This window comes from Streptomyces palmae, from assembly GCF_004684805.1.
Classification (GTDB): Bacteria; Actinomycetota; Actinomycetes; order Streptomycetales; family Streptomycetaceae; genus Streptomyces; species Streptomyces palmae.
Map to the genome: position 1 here is coordinate 1 of NZ_SRID01000118.1, position 17,189 is coordinate 17,189.

The 17,189-nt window shown below is 72.4% G+C and carries 10 protein-coding genes; all 10 read right to left on the reverse strand.

Features of this window, described 5'->3' with window-relative positions; genetic code table 11:
• Positions 1-3,125: non-ribosomal peptide synthetase (locus tag E4099_RS14890; RefSeq protein ID WP_167828385.1), on the reverse strand; the 3,125-nt coding region annotated here is incomplete at its 3' end.
• Positions 3,125-7,777, reverse strand: coding sequence for a non-ribosomal peptide synthetase (locus tag E4099_RS14895; protein WP_167828386.1), 4,653 nt, complete (start codon positions 7,775-7,777; stop codon positions 3,125-3,127). The genes E4099_RS14895 and E4099_RS14890, both read right to left, overlap by 1 nt.
• Before the next feature lie 422 nt (positions 7,778-8,199).
• On the reverse strand, positions 8,200-8,802 hold the full coding sequence (locus tag E4099_RS14900; protein ID WP_135339532.1) for a hypothetical protein: 603 nt from the start codon (positions 8,800-8,802) through the stop codon (positions 8,200-8,202).
• A gap of 285 nt (positions 8,803-9,087) precedes the next feature.
• A complete protein-coding gene (locus E4099_RS14905; RefSeq protein WP_135339533.1) occupies positions 9,088-9,876 on the reverse strand; it encodes an ABC transporter permease in 789 nt (262 codons plus the stop codon).
• Positions 9,873-10,853, reverse strand: a complete 981-nt coding sequence (locus E4099_RS14910; RefSeq protein ID WP_135339534.1) for an ATP-binding cassette domain-containing protein — start codon at positions 10,851-10,853, stop codon at positions 9,873-9,875. The genes E4099_RS14905 and E4099_RS14910 overlap by 4 nt, the downstream gene beginning before the upstream one ends.
• Before the next feature lie 40 nt (positions 10,854-10,893).
• Positions 10,894-13,092, reverse strand: a complete 2,199-nt coding sequence (locus E4099_RS14915) for an MMPL family transporter (RefSeq protein WP_167828387.1) — start codon at positions 13,090-13,092, stop codon at positions 10,894-10,896.
• A 627-nt stretch (positions 13,093-13,719) separates the two neighbouring features.
• Positions 13,720-13,932 carry an MbtH family protein gene (locus E4099_RS14920; RefSeq protein WP_135339536.1) on the reverse strand — a complete coding sequence of 71 codons (213 nt, stop codon included), beginning with the start codon at positions 13,930-13,932 and terminating at the stop codon, positions 13,720-13,722.
• A gap of 64 nt (positions 13,933-13,996) precedes the next feature.
• Positions 13,997-14,983, reverse strand: coding sequence for a 2,3-diaminopropionate biosynthesis protein SbnA (gene sbnA, locus E4099_RS14925; RefSeq protein WP_135339537.1), 987 nt, complete (start codon positions 14,981-14,983; stop codon positions 13,997-13,999).
• Positions 14,984-14,987: 4 nt separating this feature from the next.
• Positions 14,988-16,025: a 2,3-diaminopropionate biosynthesis protein SbnB gene (gene sbnB / locus E4099_RS14930; protein WP_135339539.1), complete on the reverse strand. Its 1,038-nt coding sequence runs from the start codon at positions 16,023-16,025 to the stop codon at positions 14,988-14,990.
• An 84-nt stretch (positions 16,026-16,109) separates the two neighbouring features.
• A complete protein-coding gene (locus E4099_RS14935) occupies positions 16,110-17,090 on the reverse strand; it encodes a TauD/TfdA family dioxygenase (protein ID WP_135339538.1) in 981 nt (326 codons plus the stop codon).
• Between the last annotated feature and the right edge of the window lie 99 nt (positions 17,091-17,189).

The window sequence follows — 17,189 nt, forward strand, 5'->3', positions numbered from 1 at the left end:
GTGCACAGGATTTCTTCCTGTGCGCTGCGGCTGGCGCGGCTGTTGGTGCCGGTGGTGGTGTGGTCGGGTTCGGGCAGGGCCTTGCGGTCGAGCTTGCCGTTGGGGGAGATGAGGCGGGTGGCCAGGAGTGAGTGTCCGCCGAGGGTGAAGAAGTTGTCGTTCACCCCGATGGTGGGGACGTTCAGGATCTCCGCGAAGAGGGTGCACAGGATTTCTTCCTGTGCGCTGCGGCTGGCGCGGCTGTTGGTGCCGGTGGTGGTGTGGTCGGGTTCGGGCAGGGCCTTGCGGTCGAGCTTGCCGTTGGGGGTCAGCGGCAGGGTGGTGAGGGTGACGATGGTGGGGACCATGTATTCGGGCAGGTGTCCGGCTGCCCAGGTCCGCAGGGCCTCGACGTTGGTCACGGCGCCGGGGGTGGGGGTGGTGTAGGCGACCAGGCGGCGGTCGCCGGGGGTGTCCTCGCGGACGATGGCGACGGCCTGGTGGACGTCGGGGTGGTTGGTGAGGACGTTTTCGATCTCGCCGAGTTCGATGCGGAAGCCGCGGATCTTGACCTGGTCGTCCGCGCGTCCGGCGAAGACGAGGTTGCCGTCCTGGGTCCAGCGGGCGAGGTCGCCGGTGCGGTACATGCGCTCGCCATTCCTGCTGAAGGGGCAGGCGATGAAGCGTTCGGAGGTCAGGTCGGGCCGGTTCCAGTAGCCGCGGGCCAGGCCGGCGCCGGCGATGTAGAGCTCGCCGATGACGCCCGGGGCCACCGGCTGGAGGGCGGCGTCCAGGACGTAGACGTGGGTGCCGTTGACCGGCTGCCCGATGGGGATGGTGGTGTCGTCGCTGGTGAGGGGGCGGCTCATGGTGGCGCAGACGGTGGACTCGGTCGGCCCGTAGGCGTTGACCATGCGGCGTCCCGGGGACCACCGTTCCACCAGGTCCCCACCAACCGCCTCGCCACCGACGATCAGGGTGTGGAAGTCGGGCAGCGCCGTCTCCGGCACGCTGGCCAGCGCGGCGGGGGAGATCAGGGCGTGGGTGATCCGGGAGTCGGACAGCACCCGGCCCAGGTCCTCGCCCGCCAGGAGCCGTTCGGTGGGCACCACCAGGGTCGATCCGGCCAGCAGGCTCATGCACACCTCCAGCACGGAGGCGTCGAAGCTCGGCGAGGAGAACTGGAGGACGCGGCTGGTGCGCTCCACCGCGAAGCCCTCGATCTCGGCGGCCGTGAGGTGGGTGATGCCGTGGTGGCTGACCACCACGCCCTTGGGGCGGCCGGTGGAGCCGGAGGTGTAGATGACGTACGCGGGGTGGTGGACGCCCAGCGGCTCGGCGCGGTGCTGGTCGCTGACGGGCCCGGTGGCCTGGCCGGCGATGTCCGCGCTGGTGGCGGGGGAGTCGAGGGTGTGGACGGGCGCGCTGGTGGCGATGTCCGCGAGCACCTGGGCGGTGTCGGCCAGGGTGAGGACGGCGACCGGGGCGGCGTCGGCGAGCATGTAGCTCATCCGGTCGGCCGGGTAGCCGGGGTCGACCGGTACGTAGGCGCCGCCGGCCTTGGTGATGGCCAGCAGCGAGGTGATCAGCTCCACCGAGCGGGGCATGACCACGGCCACGAAGGACTCGGGCCCTACTCCCTGGCCAATCAGCCAGTGGGCCAGCCGGTTGGCGCGGGCGTCCAACTCGGCGTAGGTCAGCTCGGTGTCCCCGTGCACCACCGCGACGGCGTCCGGGGTGGCCGCGACCTGCCGTTCGAAGAGCGCGGGCAGGGTCTGCGGGGCGAGGGCCTCGCGGGAGGTGTCGTTCCACTCCTCCAGCACCCGGGCGCGCTCCACCTCACCCAGCACGTCGATGGCCGCGACCCGCTGCTCGGGCGCGCGGAGGATGGAGGTGACCACCGTGACCAGGCGCTGGGCCAGGCTCTCCACCTCGGCCTGGCTGACCGCCTCCACCTGGTAGTTGAAGCGCAGGGACAGCCGCTCGCCAGGCGCCATGACCAGGGCCAGCGGGTAGTGGGTCGCGTCGTGCGGGGTCACCTGGACGACCCGCAGGTCGGTGCCCGGGATCGCGATCTGCTGGTCGTGCGGGAAGTTCTCGAAGACGACGATCGAGTCGAAAAGGGTGCCGGCGCCCGTCTCGCGCTGGATCTCCGCGAGGCCCAGGTACTGGTGCCGGGCGATGCGCAGGCTCTGCTGCTGGAGGCGGGTCAGCAGGGGCAGCACCGTCTCCTCGGGGCGGACCCGCGCCCGGACCGGGACGGTGTTGATGAACAGGCCGACCATGGAGTCCGAGCCCGCGACCTCGGCGGGGCGCCCCGCGAGGGTGGTGCCGAAGGTGACGTCGTCGCGGCCGGTGTGCCGGGCCAGCAGGATCGACCAGGCGCCCTGCATCACGGTGTTCACCGTCAGGCCGTGGCGGCGCGCGAACGTCCCCAGCTCCTCGGTGAGTTCCGCCGGCAGCTCGATGACGTGGTTGGCCGGGGTCCGGTGGGCGTCCGGGGCGGCGCCGGGGGCGAGGAGGGTGGCCTCCTCGACGCCGTCCAGCATCTCGGCCCAGGCCGCCAGGTGCTCCGCCTGGTCCTGGCGGCTCAGCCAGGCCAGGTAGTTCCGGTAGGGGACGGCGGGGGCCAGCTGCCGGCCGGTGGGGTCGGTGTAGAGGGTGAACAGCTCCTGGACGAGCAGCGGCATCGACCAGCCGTCCAGCAGGATGTGGTGGTTGGTCAGCAGCAGGTCGTGGCTCTCCTCGTCCAGCCGGATGAGGGTGAAGCGCAGCAGCGGGGGCGCGGCGGGGTTGAACCGCTGGGCCCGGTCCTCGGCGATCAGGCGCTGGTGTTCCCGGGTGCGCTCGTCGGGGCCGAGCTCGCGCAGGTCGTGCTCGGTGAACTGCACCGGTACGGAGCGGTGCACCACCTGGATGGGGTCGCCGTTGGCGCGGGTGCGGAAGCTGACCCGCAGCCCCGCGTGGCGCTCCAGCAGCCGGCCGGCGGCCTGGCGCAGCGCGGCGACGTCGAGCGGGCCGCGCAGGGAGAGGGCGAACTGCACCGTGTAGACGTCCGCGCCCTGCGCGTCGTAGCGGGCGTGGAAGAGCAGGCCCGCCTGGAGGGGCGAGAGGGGGAGGATGTCTTCGATCCGTGACTGCTTCACTACGCGATCTCCCATTCTTGTCCCAGCTCGTCTTCCAACGCGTCCAGCTCGGTCTGGCTCAGGGTGTTCAGGGTGAGGTCCGAGGGGGTGGGGCCCGCGGTCGTCGCGGATCCGTGCGCGCTCTCGACGAGCGTCTCCAGGCAGTGCTGCCAGAGGGTGGCGAGCCTGCCGACTGTGCCGGTGTCGAGCACCTGCGGTGGCCAGGACCACTGGGCGGTGAGGCGGTTCCCGTCCGGGCCGCCGCGTACCAGGGCGTTGACGTCCAGGTGGTACGCCGCGGGCATGGCGGGATCCGACATGCCGCCGACCGACTCCCCGGGGGCGAGCCCCCAGTCGTCGGGGCCTTCGGCGGCCGAGTCGAAGCGCCCGAGGTAGTTGAAGCCCACGTCCGCGCCGGGGCCGCCGGCCAGTTCGCCGGCCGTGTCCTGGTTGAGGTGGCGGAGCAGGCCGTAGCCGATCCCGTCGCCGGGGACCGAGCGGAGTTGCTCCTTGATGTCCTTCAGGGCGCGGTCGGCCGCGCCGCCGCCGGCCGCGGCGGCTCGCGCCTCGCTCGGGTCGAGGTGGAGCGTCACCGGGTACAGCGAGGTGAACCAGCCCACCGAGCGGGACAGGTCGTCCGTGTCGGCGAGCGGGGTGCGGCCGTGGCCCTCCAGGGCCACGGTGAGGCGTCCGTCCTCGGCCCAGCCCGCCTCGCGCCACTGCGGGAGGGCCATCATCAGCGCGGTGAGCAGGACGTCCGTGACGTTGCCGTTGATCCTGGCGGGGACCGTGGTCAGCAGGGCTTCGGTGGTCTCGGGTGAGAGCACCGTGTCCAGCCGGCGCAGGGTGCCCTGGGTGTCGCGGGCCGCGTCCAACCGGGGGCCGCCCGGCAGCAGCGGGGCGGGGTGGGCGGCGGTCTTCGCCCAGTCGGCCAGCTCCGCGACCCGCTCCGGTGCCTGTGCCTGGGCCTCCAAACGGCCGGCCCAGCTGCGGAAGGAGGTGCCGGCGGCCTCCGGCCGCGGGGGCGCTCCCGCAGCCGCGGCGGCATGGGCCTGCGCCAACTCCTCCAGCAGGACCCGCCAGGACACGCCGTCGACCACCAGGTGGTGGGCGACCAGCAGGAGCCGGCCGGGCTGGTGGGGGCCGGCGTCGAACCAGACCGCCCGGACCATCTCCCCGTCCCGGGGCCGCAGCCGGTCGCCCGCGGCCTCCCGGTGGGTGGCGGTGAGGACCTCCAGCGCCTCGGGTGCCAGGTCGGCCGCGGGCACGGTCTCCAGCGGTACGTCCGCCGTCGGCTCGGCGGGGACGTCCAGCCGCCAGGTGGGCTCGGTCACCAGGCGCGAGCGCAGCACCGGGTGGCGGTCGAGCAGGGTGCGCAGCGCTTCGGCGAGGTGCTCGGCGCGCAGCCCGCGCGGGGTCTGGAGCAGGACGTACTGGCTGAAGCGGTCGATGGATCCGCCGCGTTCGCGCAGCCAGTGCATGATCGGGGTGGCCGGGGCCTCGCCGGTGGGGGCCGGCTGGTCGGCCGGGTCGTCCTGGACGGCGGTGACCTGGGGGGCCAGCGCCTCGACGGTCTTGGCGGCGAAGATGTCCTCCGCGGTGAAGGCCAGTCCGTCGCGGCGGACGCGGGCGATCAGCCGCATCGCGACGATGCTGTCGCCGCCGAGGTCGAAGAAGTTGTCGGTGACGCCGACCCGCTCCACGCCGAGCACCTCGGCGAAGGCCCGGCAGAGGATCGCCTCGACCTCGTCGCGCGGGCCGGTGCCGGTGGTGAGGGCGCCGTAGTCGGGGGCGGGCAGGGCCCGGCGGTCCAGCTTGCCGTTGGCGGTGGTGGGGAGCGCGTCGAGTACCACGATCGCCGAGGGGACCATGTACTCCGGCAGGCGCTCGCCGAGTTCGCGCCGGAGGGCGGCCGGGTCGGGGGCGGCGCCCGGCGCCGGGGTGGCGTAGCCGACGAGCTGCTTGCCGCCGGGGCCGTCCTCGCGGACGATCACCGCGGCCTGGGCGACGGTGTCCGTTTCGGCCAGCGCGGTCTCGATCTCGCCCAGTTCGATCCGGAAGCCCCGGAGCTTGATCTGGTCGTCCGAGCGGCCCAGGTAGGTCAGGTTGCCGTCCTCGCGCCAGCTGGCCAGGTCGCCGGTGCGGTACATCCGCTCGCCGGTGCGGAAGGGGTCGGCGACGAAGCGTTCCGCGGTCAGCGGGCCGCGGTTGAGGTAGCCGCGGGCCAGCTGCACGCCGGAGAGGTACAGCTCGCCCGGCACCCCGGCCGGCACCGGGCGGAGCGCGGCGTCGAGCACGTAGGTGCGGGTGTTCCACACGGGCGCGCCGATCGGCACGCTGTCGCCCTCGTCGCCGGGCCGGCACTGCCAGGCGGTGACGTCCACGGACGCCTCGGTGGGGCCGTACAGGTTGTGCAGCTCCACCTCGGGGAATTGGGCGAAGAACTGGCGCTGGGCCTCGCGCGGCAGCGCCTCGCCGCTGCACATCACCCGCCGCAGCGAGGGCAGGGTCCGGTCGGCGGCCGGGCGGGACAGGAAGGCCTGGAGCATCGACGGTACGAAGTGCAGGGTGGTGACGGACTGCCGTTCGATGATCTCGGCGAGGTAGGCGGGGTCCTTGTGGCCCTCGGGCCGGGCCAGGACCAGGGTGGCGCCCTGGGTGAGCGGCCAGAAGAACTCCCAGACCGACACGTCGAAGCCGGAGGGCGTCTTCTGCAGGACGCGGTCCTCGCCGGTCAGCCGGTACCGCCACTGCATCCACTGGAGGCGGTTGACGATCCCGGCGTGCGGGACGAGGACGCCCTTGGGCCGGCCGGTGGAGCCGGAGGTGTAGATGAGGTACGCGGGGTGCGCCGGGCGCAGCGGCTGGGTGCGGTCCGTGTCGGCCAGGTCGTCGGTGCCGAGGCGGGCCAGTTCCGCACGGGTCGCCGGGTCGTCGAGCACCAGGTGGGGGCCGCCGGCCCGCGGCAGCCCGGCGGCGACGCTCTCGCAGGTGAGCACCACCGCCGGGCGTACGTCATCGAGGACGAACTCGATCCGGTCCTGTGGGTAGCCCGGATCGAGTGGTACGTAGGCCGCACCGGCCTTGAGGGTGGCAAGCAGCGCCACCACCAGCTCGGTGCTGCGGGGCAGCGCCACGGCGACGTGCCCCTCGGGGCCCGCTCCCAGCTCCCGGAGCCGGTGGGCGAGCTGGTTGGCGCGGGCGTTCAGCTCGCGGTAGGTCAGCGTCTGGTCCTCGAAGGCGAGCGCCTCGGCCGAGGGGGTGCGGACGGCCTGGGCCTCCAGCAGCGCCGTGAGGGTGCCCGGCGGCCGCTCGGTGGCGTTCCAGCCGTGCAGGACCCGCTCGCGCTCGGCGGCGGTGGTCACCTCGATCTCGGACAGCGGACGGTCGGGCGCGGAGCCGGCGAACCGGTCCAGCAGGGTGGCGAACCGCTCGCTGTGCCCCCGCAGCTGCTCGGGCCGGTAGACCTCACCGTTGGCGTGCAGGTCGATCGCCAGGCCGCCGCGCACCGGCCGGGCGTCCACCACGAAGGTCATGTCGTCGTTGGGGCCGACGGTGAGGCTGCGGGAGACCGTGCGGCAGCCGGGGATCGCGAACTGCGAGTCGAACATCAGGATGTTGACCTGGGGACCGACCAGGCGGCGGCCCTCGCTCATCAGTCCCAGCTCGCGGCGCAGGTCCTCATAGCGGTAGCGCTGGTGGCGCAGGGCGCCGTGCATCGCCTCGGAGGCGGCCTTGACCAGCTCGGCGACGGTGGCCCTCGGGTCCACCGGGACCCGCAGCGGCAGCACGTTGGAGACCATGCCGGGGGTGTGCTTGGCGGCCGGGGTGCGGCGCGCGGCGACGGGCAGCCCCAGGACGATGTCCGTACTGCCCGTCATCTTGGCCATGTAGAGGGCGATGGCGGCGACGGTGACCGCCGGCCAGCTGGCCCGGGTCTCGCCGGCCAGCTCGCGCAGCCCCTCGTGGACCGAGTCCGGCAGGCGGTCGCTGCGCCGTACGAAGGTGGCGGGCATCGAGGGCTGGGTGCCGGACAGGCTGACCGGCTCGGGCCGGTCGGCGAAGCGGTCGAGCCAGTACTGCCGGTCCTTGGCGTGCGCGGGCGAGGTGCGGTACTCGGCGTCCGCCGCCACCAGCTCGGCCAGCTCGCCGAAGGGCCGCCCGGCGTCCGCCGGCTGGGCGCCGGACAGCTCCCGGTACAGCTCCGCGACCCGGCCGGCGACCAGGTCGCCGCTGAAACCGTCGAGCACCATGTGGTGGGCCCGGTAGTACCACTGGACGTGGTCGGGGCCCAGGTCCAGCAGGGCGAAGTGACAGAGCGGGTCGCGGGCCGGGTCCAGGGCGCGGCGGGCGTCGGCGAGCATCCACTCCATGGCCGCCGCCTCGGGGTCGGGCGCCCCGCTGACGTCGACCGACTCCACCGGGGTGGGGGAGACCGGGGCCAGCCGCTGGACGGGCTCCCCGTCGTGCTCGTGGAAGGTGGCGCGCATGGCCTGGGCCTCCGCCAGCACCCGGCGCAGGGCCTCGGTGAACAGGTCGCGGTCCAGTGGTCCGCGCAGGTCGACGTACTCGGCGAGGTTGTAGATCGGGTTGGCCGGGTCCAGTCGCTGCGCGAACCACATGCCGCGCTGGGCCGCGGTCAGACCGATGGTTCCAGCAGGCACTACGGACATTTCGTTTCCCCTGATGTCGAACGTTCCCACCCCGGTCGCCCTGCGTGCTCGCACCTGGCCGCTCGCGCCTTCAGCCATGGGCTGACCGGCCGTTCACGCTATGAAGGGGCCCTGACCGTAGGCAATCGTGAATAGAGTTCTTTGCAGTACGCCGTGATTGGCCTTCGCATACGCCGCCGTTCGCCAAACGGAGCGTGGGCCACCGGTGGCCGCGAGGGCCTCCGGCGATCCTTGCGGACCAGGTCAGCGACGGTGGTGCGCCGGACGGACCGTGGGCCACCGGAGGACTTGCGGCGCTCCGGCGATCCCTGCCGACCGGGTCCGCGGCAAGCTTCGCGTCCGCGAGGCCGCGGGGCGTGGGACACCGTGGGGAACGGCCGGTGCGCCGGCCGCGATGCCCGTCCGCGCGGCCGGCGCCGGCGTCACCGCTGTCCGCTGCCGCGCCCGCCCGTGGGCGGTGGAGCCGATGGCCCCTGGCCGGCGCGTCCGGCCCTGCGCCCCATGGCCCGCAGCAGCTCCCGGCGGACCAGTCCGCCCGGCAGCCGTACCAGCATCCAGTAGGCGCGGAACGCGCGCCGTGCCGGTTCGTCGGCGGCGAAGACCCGGGTCTCGGTGCTCAACACCCCGCCGCGCACCCGGGCGTTGAAGGCCACCTTGGTCGAGCCCGGGGGCGCGTAGGTGCGGAACCACTCCATCGGCCCGGGAGTGTCGTCCTCGGCCGGGAACTCCTCACCGCCGGAGACCGCGACCATCACGAACTCGTCGTCGGTGCGGGCCAGCACCCGGAACCCGCTCGCCCGCATGTCCTCCAGGACCGGCCGGGCCGGGTCGCGCCGCAGCTTGCCGAGGCTGCCGACCCGCAGCAGACCGGCGAAGACCGGCACTTCGGACCAGGTGACCTCGGGGAGCGCGGCGAGCACCGCCTCGCCCCGCCGGGCCGGAACCGGTCTGGTGTGGTGCTCCCGGAAGTGCCACCGGGGCATGGCGGCGTCCAGCAGGGTCCGGGGTGCGTCGGGGTCGGTCATCTGGGTCCTGTCCGGTCGATCATGCTGGATCAGGGAGCGGGTTCTGGTGCGTGCGGATGCAAGGCGGAGGAGGGAGCCACCGCGGAGCCTTGGGGGTCCCTCCCTGCTCATGGGGGAGAAGCCGAGAGCTCGGGGGAGACTGCCAACAACGCCGCGTGGGGGCACACCCCTGGGGGCACCCCTGGGGGCACCCCCAGCGGTAGCTGGGGGAGGTAGCTGGGGGAGGTAGCTGGGGGGAGTACGTGCCAGGGCACGCGAGCCCGGCAATGGTCGGCTGGGCAGGGCCTACCGTGCCGTGGCCTTGCCGAAGCTGCGGACCGCCATCGGGACGATGATCAGGAACATCGCCACCAGCACCACCAGCGCCACCGTGCCGGGGTGCTCCGCCGGGAAACCGGTGCCCGCGGCCGTGGTCTCGTTGCCCCACAGCTCGCGGCAGGAGTCGGTCACCGCGCTCAGCGGGTTCCACTTGGCGACCTCGCGCAGCCAGTGCGGCAGCCCGTTCAGCGGTACGAAGGCGCTGGAGAGGAACATGAACGGCATCACGATGACGAAGCCGAGCGAGCTGACCGCCTCCGCGTTCCGCAGCGCCAGACCCAGCAGCGCCCCGCCCCAGATGGCGACGAAGCCGAGCAGCAGCAGCAGCGCGAAGCCGCCCAGCGCGGACCAGAATCCGGTGTGGATCCGCCAGCCGATGGCGAAGCCGACCACGGACATCACCACACAGGCGATCGCCGACAGCAGCAGGTCGGAGACCGTGCGCCCGATCAGCACCGCCGAGCGGGACATCGGCAGCGAGCGGAAGCGGTCCATCAGACCGTTGCCCAGGTCCTCGCAGACGCCCACCCCGGTGGAGGTCATCCCGGCCACCATGACCTGGGTGAACACCCCGGCCATGAAGTACTCGCGGTACTCGACCCCCGGCACCTCCATGGCGCTGCCGAGGACGTAGCCGAAGGCCAGCACGAAGGCCACCGGCATGATGGTGACGGACAGCAGCTTCTGCGGCACCCGGGCGATGTGCCGCAGGTGGCGCCCGATCAGTGCCCAGCCATCGCTGACGAACTCGCTCATGACTCCTCCGTTCCCGGGTCCGACGCCGCGTCCGGCGCACCCGCGTCGTGCCCGGTCAGGCTGAGAAACACATCGTCGAGAGTGGGCTTGCGCAGACTGAAGTCCGTGATCCGCGAACCCTCGCCCTTCAGGGCCGCGACCGCCGAGGCGACCGCTTCCATGCCGGCGTCCACGGGGACCGACACCCGCCGGCCGCCCTCCCCGACGGTGGCGGTGCCCACGCCCCAGTCGGTGAGCGCCTTGGCCACCGCCTCGGCCCGGGAGGCGTCCTCGACGGTGACCTCCAGGCGCTCCCCGCCGACACTGGCCTTCAACTCGTCGGGGGTGCCCTCGGCGATCACCTCGCCCTTGGCGAGCACCACGATCCGGTCGGCGAGCTGGTCGGCCTCCTCCAGGTACTGCGTGGTCAGCAGCACCGTGGCGCCCTTGGCCGCCTGCTCCCTGACCAGTTCCCACATGGCGATGCGGTTGGGCAGGTCCAGGCCGGTGGTCGGCTCGTCCAGGAACACCACCGCCGGGTCGGCCAGCAGGCTCGCGGCCAGGTCCAGCCGCCGGCGCATACCGCCGGAGTAGGTCTTGACCTGCCGGTGGGCCGCCTCGGTCAGGTCGAAGCGCTCCAGCAGATCGTCCACCCGGCTGTGCACGGTCTTGCGGCCCAGGTGGTAGAGGGTGCCGATCAGCCGGAGGTTCTCCAGGCCGGTGAGCCGCTCGTCCACCGCGGCGTACTGACCGGCCAGGCCGATCCTGCGGCGTACCTCCTTGGGCTGCTCGACCACGTCCAGGCCGGCGATCCGGGCGCGCCCGGAGTCCGGCTTCAACAGGGTCGTCAGGCACCGGACCGTGGTCGTCTTGCCGCAGCCGTTGGGCCCGAGCAGCCCGAGGATCGAGCCGGTCGGCACCGACATGGTCAGGTCTTTCAGGGCCTGGTGGTTTCCGTAGCTCTTGGAGAGGCCCTCGGCCTCTATGGCGTACTCCACGCCAGCCTCCTTAACGGGATCGAACGGCCGGGGGTCCGGATCAGACATCGATCGGCACGGCCTTCTCCGGGCCCTCCTCCGGGGCCTTGTCGGTGTCCTTCTCCGGGGTCGGCGCGGGCCTGCCGCCCTCCCGCAGACCGAACCGGGCATGGAACCGCTTCAGCGGCGCCGGGGCCCACCAGTTCCACCGCCCCATCAGGGTCATCGTGGCGGGCACCAGCAGGCAGCGGACGATGGTGGCGTCCACGAAGATGGCCACGGAGAGCCCCAGGCCGATCTGCTGGATGGCGCCGAAGTCCGCGGTGACGAACGCCGCGAAGGCGATGATCATGAGCAGCGCCGCGCTGGTGATGATGCGGCCGGAGCGCTGCAACCCCAGGCGGACCGCGGTGTCGTTGGGGGTGCCCGACTCGACCAGTTCGCTGACCCTGCTGAGCAGGAACACCTCGTAGTCCATGGAGAGTCCGAAGGCGAAGGCCAGCACGAAGACGAGGATGAACGGGTCCACCCCGCCGATCACCGTGATCCCCAGCGCCGAGGCGAGCCAGCCCTTCTGCACCACCGCGACGAGGACACCGAAGGCCGCGCCCAGCGAGACCACGTTCATCAGCAGTGCCTTGAGCGGGATCATCAGCGACCCGGTCATCAGGAAGAGCAGCACGCCCATCGACAGGATCATCACCAAGGCCGCCCAGGGCAGCCCGTCCTCCAGCTGGCCCAGGGCGTCGACCAGTTGGGCGGTCGGCCCGGTGACCCAGGACTCCGCCACCGGCTGGTCCGCGCGCAGCCGGTCGACCTGCTCCTTGGCGACCGTGCCGTTCGACGCGCCCTCGATCGTGAAGTCCACCACCGCCAGCCGCTCGGAGATCGGCTTGGCCTGGCTCACCGCGACCACTCCGGGGTCCTCGCGGTGCCGCTTCGCCCAGGCGTTCAGGGCGGCCGGGTCGGTGCGCGCCACCACGACCACCGCCGGGTCGCCGTCCTTCCCGAAGCGCTCCTTGAGGACCGTGTCCACCTGCACCGACGGCAGGTCCGCGGGGAGCACGGAGGCGCCGTTCATCTTCAGGTTGGCCCCGAGCATCGGGGCGCCCATCAGCAGCAGCACGGCCACCGAGGCGATGAGCACCGGCACCGGGCGCTTCTGCACCGCGCCGGCGAGCCGGGCGAAGCCGCCGTTCTCGTCCTCGGCACCGGGGGTACGGGCGCCGAGCGCCCGCTTCGAGGGGCGCACGCGGCGACGCGCGAAGCCCAGCACCGCCGCGGTCAGCGTCAGAGAGGTCACCATCGCGCCGATCACCGCGGCGATACCGGCCGCGCCGACGGCCTGGAGGCCCGAGACGTCGAAGACCAGCAGCCCGCACAGGGAGGCCGCGACCGTCAGGGCGCTGAACACGATGGTCCGGCCCGCGCTCCCCCAGGCCCGGGGCAGCGCCTCCTCCGGCTCGTGGCCGGCGGCCAGCTCCTCCCGGTACCGGGCGACCAGCAGCAGCGCGTAGTCGATCGACAGACCCAGGCTGAGCAGGGCCACGATGGTGACCACATTGGCGTCCAGGTTCACGAACCGGCTGAACCCGAGGAGCAGGATGAAGGAGGTCAGCAGGGTGGCGATCATGCCGAGCAGCGGCAGGCCCGCGGCGATCAGACCGCCGAAGACGAAGACCAGCACGATCAGGGTCAGCGGCAGGGAGATCAACTCGCTGCGCGCCAGGTCCTTGCCGACCGACTCGCCCGCCTCGACGTTGCGCACCGGCGTACCGCCGACCTTCACCGCGGCGCCCGGCACGGCCTCGTCGAGCTTGTCGATCCGGTCGCTGACGGCGTCCACCGCGGTCTTCTCGGCGTCGTCGTCGAGCTTCTTCAGCTCCACCCTGATCAGCAGCGCCTTGCCGTCGCGGGCGACCAGCCCGTCGGACGCGGAGTAGGAGCTGTAGGGGCTCTGGACCGAGCGGACCCCCGCGACCTCGGCGAGGTCGGCCGAGGCGGCCTTCACCGCCGAGCGGACCTTCGGGTCCTTGGGGTCGACCCCGTCCAAGAGGCCGAAGACGTACTCCCCGCGGTCGCTCTCCTCCTTGATGACCGAGTCGGCCTTGAACGCCTCGACGTTCTCCGGGGACTTGGGCTGCGCGATGCTGTCCATCACCGGGCCGGAGGAGAGCACCCCGCCGACCGCCAGCACCAGCCATCCGACCACCACGATCCATCGATAGCGCTGGCAGAACCGCGCAAGCCGTTCCGTCACAGTCCCTCGCCCTTCTGCTCGGACATGGAGTCGGTCGTGTGGTGCCGGTGAACCGGAGGTTCCGGATCGGGCTGCCGCGGCGCCACGGCGGGTGGCCCAGGGCATACGGCCCGCCGCCGGGCCACTGGCCAGGGGCCGGTGAGCGGCGTGCCGCACACGGGTGCGCCGGTGTGCGGGCAGCGGGGGAGTCGGGAAACGGAATCGTGGACGAAGCCGGAGGCGGCCGTCTCCGAGCGTCCGGTCCGTAACGCGCCGGGCCGGACCTCCGCCGGGCTGCCGGGCATTCGGCCGTCACGGTACGCAGTCGGATCCTCGCGCTCCATCCCAGTGCGAAGACTTCGATATGGCCCCGCGGGCCCGCCGGCCCGCGCCCGGCACCGCCCGTACCGCCGCCCCGCGCACGCTCGCGCACCGCCGGCCCGATGGTCGACCGGGGCCGTCCGGCACCCTGGCCGGCACCGTCCGCCGCACCGCCGACCCGGATACGACCGGCACCCGGCGCGCGTGGCGCGGCGCGGTCCGAGGCGGGCCCGGGCACCTGCGTGTCCCGCCCCGCCGGGGCCCCGCTGGGCGCGGCGTCCGACTCGGTGTGTCAGCCGCCGCGCCTCCGCGAGGGGTGGAGCGCTGTCAGCCCATGGCCGTGGCGAGGCTCTTGGGCCGCATGTCCGTCCAGTTCCGCTCGACGTACTCCAGGCACGCCTGCCGCTTGTCCTGGCCGAAGGCGACGCGCCAGCCGCCCGGGACCTCGATGTAGGCGGGCCACAGCGAGTGCTGGTTCTCGTCGTTGACCAGCACGTAGTACTCGGCCTCGTTGTCCTCGAAGGGGTTGGTCGTGGACATCTTCTCTTCCTTTGCTCTCGTGCTCCCGCGCCCTGGGACCAGGCGCGGGTGCTCGGTTGCGGATTCAGTTGGTGTACTGCCTGTCGGCGGTGAGCCCGTCCAGGACGTCCGGTCCGTAGACCGCGTCGACCCAGTTGCGTTGGTACAGGGTGTCGAGATAGCGCTCGCCCAGGTCGGGTGCGATCGCCACCGCCGTGATCGGGCCGGCGGGGTGGTGTTCGGCCAGCCAGCGGCGTGCGCCCGCGATGACCGTGCCGGTGGACCCGCCGAACATGAAACCGGCCCGGGAGAGATGGTGGCAGTCCTGGACCGTCTCCACCTCCGGAACGTGCACCACATGATCCACGAAGGACTCGTCCAGCAAGCGGGGCCGCACTCCGGTACCCAGCCCCGGGATCATCCGGGGACCCGGCGGCCCCCCGAAGGTGACCGAGCCGACGCTGTCCACCGCGACGATCACGGTCTGCGGGCGCGCCTTCTTGAAGTACCGGGCGCAGCCCATCAGGGTGCCGGTCGTGCCGGCCCCGACGAACAGCACGTCCAGGTCCGGGAACTGGCGGGCTATCGCCGGCGCGGTGGTCCGGTAGTGGGCCTTCCAGTTGTTGGGGTTGGCGTGCTGGTTGAGCCACACGTACCGCGGGTCGGAGGCGCACCTCTCCCGCACGTAGTCCAGGCGTGCGCCGAGCAGTCCGCGCTCGGGGTGCTGCTCGGTGATCACATGCACCCGGCTGCCCATGGCCTCCATCATCAGCCGGGTCGCCAGGTTGCACCGGGCGTCGGTGACGCATTCGAAGGCGTATCCCCGGCTGGCGGCGATCATGCTCAGCGCCACCCCGAGATTGCCGGAGGACGACTCGATCAGGATGGAGTCCTCGCGGAGCAGGCCCTGCCGTTCGGCGGCCTCCACCATCGACACGGCCGCCTTGAGCTTGATCGACCCGGCGAAGTTGAACCCCTCGCACTTGAGGTAGACCGGCAGTCCCAGCGAGGGGCGGAGGTCGAAGTAGAGGTCCTCCTGGTTGAACTGCTCAGGGGCGGCGACGATGGGCACGCCGTCACCCCCCGGTTCCGTAGCGGCTCAGCTCGTGGAAGAAGTCCGGTACGACCGTGAGCTCGCCGGCCGCCGACAGCCGGTCGTAGACGTGCTTGCCCAGCGCCAGGTCCAGGATCCCCAGGCCGAAGGGCGAGAAGACCAGCGTCCTGCTGCCGTCGTGGTCGGGGGCCCGGCCCTCCAGGACGTCGAAGAGCGTCCCGTGGAGGAAGTCCCGGTTGCCACTGAGCTGTTCGGCCAGGTGGGGCGAGGTGTCCGCCTTGAGGCAGTGTTCGACGTCGTCGACGATGTTGACGGAGTCGAGCACGATCTCGGGGGACAGGTCGCGCAGCGAGATGTGCAGGACCAGCGGGTGGTGGTCGAACCAGGACGGGTCGGTGACGTGCGGAGTCCCCGCCACGGTCGCGAAGACCACCAGGTCCGAGCTGCGGATCAGGTCCTCGGCGCTCTCGTGGAGCACCACCTTGCCGGCTCCGCTGCGGCCGAGGTAGTCACCGAAGCCCGCGGCGTGCTCGGGCAGCAGGTCGTACACGCCGACCTCGTCGAACGTCCACCCCGTGCCGGCCAGGTAGGTGTGGATGTAGCGGGCGATCAGCCCCACGCCGAAGAACCCGATGCGCCGCGGACGGCCGTGCCGCCGGGTGAGCGCGTCGGCCGCCAGCGCCGCCGAGCCCGCGGTGCGGGAGGCGCTGATGATCGAGGACTCCAGGCAGGCCATCGGGTAGCCGGTGGTGCGGTCGTTGAGCAACAGCACCGCCGACGCCCGGGGGATGCCGGCGGCCACGTTCTCCGGGAAGCTGGAGATCCACTTCAGGCCGTCCACCTGGCTCTCGCCGCCCAGCGAGGCGGGCAGCGCGATGATCCGCGCGGTCGGCCGGTCGGGGAAGCGCAGGAAGTACGACGGCGGGTTCACCGTGTCGCCGTTGCCATGGGCCCGGTAGGCGGCCTCCATGAGCGCCACCACCTCGCGCTCCTGCCCCTGCAGCGTGCGTTGGACCTGGGCCCCGGAGATCACCCCGAACGGCGGCACCTCGATGTGCATTGATTCCACTCCCTATCCTCACGGGACGGTCCCGTGGCGGGCCTGTCCCCCGTCAATCGACACGCGGGCCCCGGCGGGGCGCCGTCAGTGGCACTCGGCGCGGTCGGCCGGATCGCCCATCGCCACGACCACCTCGCGGTGGCCGGTGAACGGCCGGCGGCTGTGGGCGGTGGACATGTTGTCGACGACCAGCAGATCGCCGGCGCCCCACTGGACCGTCCTGGCGTGGGCCTCGTACGTGGCGTTGATCAGGCTCACCGTCTCGGCGTCGAGCGGGCGGCCGTCACCGTAGGCGGTGTCGAAGGGCAGCCCGTCGTCCCCGTACTCGTCCAGCAGGTACTCCCGGATGGCGGGGTCGAGAGTCCACCGGCTGAGGAACGCGATCTGGTTGAACCAGGCGGTGCGGCCGGTGCGCGGGTGGGTCAGCAGGGCCGACTGCCGCTGCCGGGTCTTGAGTTCGCCCTCCGGACCCCACTCCCAGGTCAGGCCGCCTGCCGCGCAGTGGGCCTCCACGCCCGCGCGGTCGGCGGTCCCGAAGGCGTCCTGCCAGGACAGACCGCTCTCGGGGTAGTAGTTGCGGGTGAGCTGCCAGCCCGCGCTCCGGAAACCGGCGACCAGATCCGCCGGGAGCGCCTGGGCGATCGCCGCGGCGTCGGCCACCTCGATCTCACCGCCCGACTCGCCCGCCGCCAGGCAGCCGAACATCATCAGGCCGGGGAAGTTGCGGGCGTAACTCACCTCGTGGTGCATGCACATGGGCAGGTAGTCCGCCCATTCGGCGGAGGAGTACACGCCGGGGCCGTACACCTCGCGGTGCGCGAAGCCCTCCCGCTCCACGAAGGGGGCGTCGACCAGGGCGCCCACGCCGGCCGCCACGGCGGCCCGCCCGTCCAGCCCCAGCCCGCGCACCAGCAGCGCGCCGTGCTCGGTGACGGCCTCACGCAGCCAGGTCCGGTGCCGCGCGAGCCAGTGCTCCGCGCTCTCCAGGGGCGTCTCCACCACCACGGTGGCCACCGGCCCGAGGTCGATCACCGGTGAGTCAGCAGGTCCCAGTCCAGTCGCCATGGCGGCAACCATAAGGACGTACCGGCCTGCACGCTCTTGGTCATTGAATACCTCTATATGGGATTTAGCCGGAGACCCACCCTCCGCAAATCCCCGGAC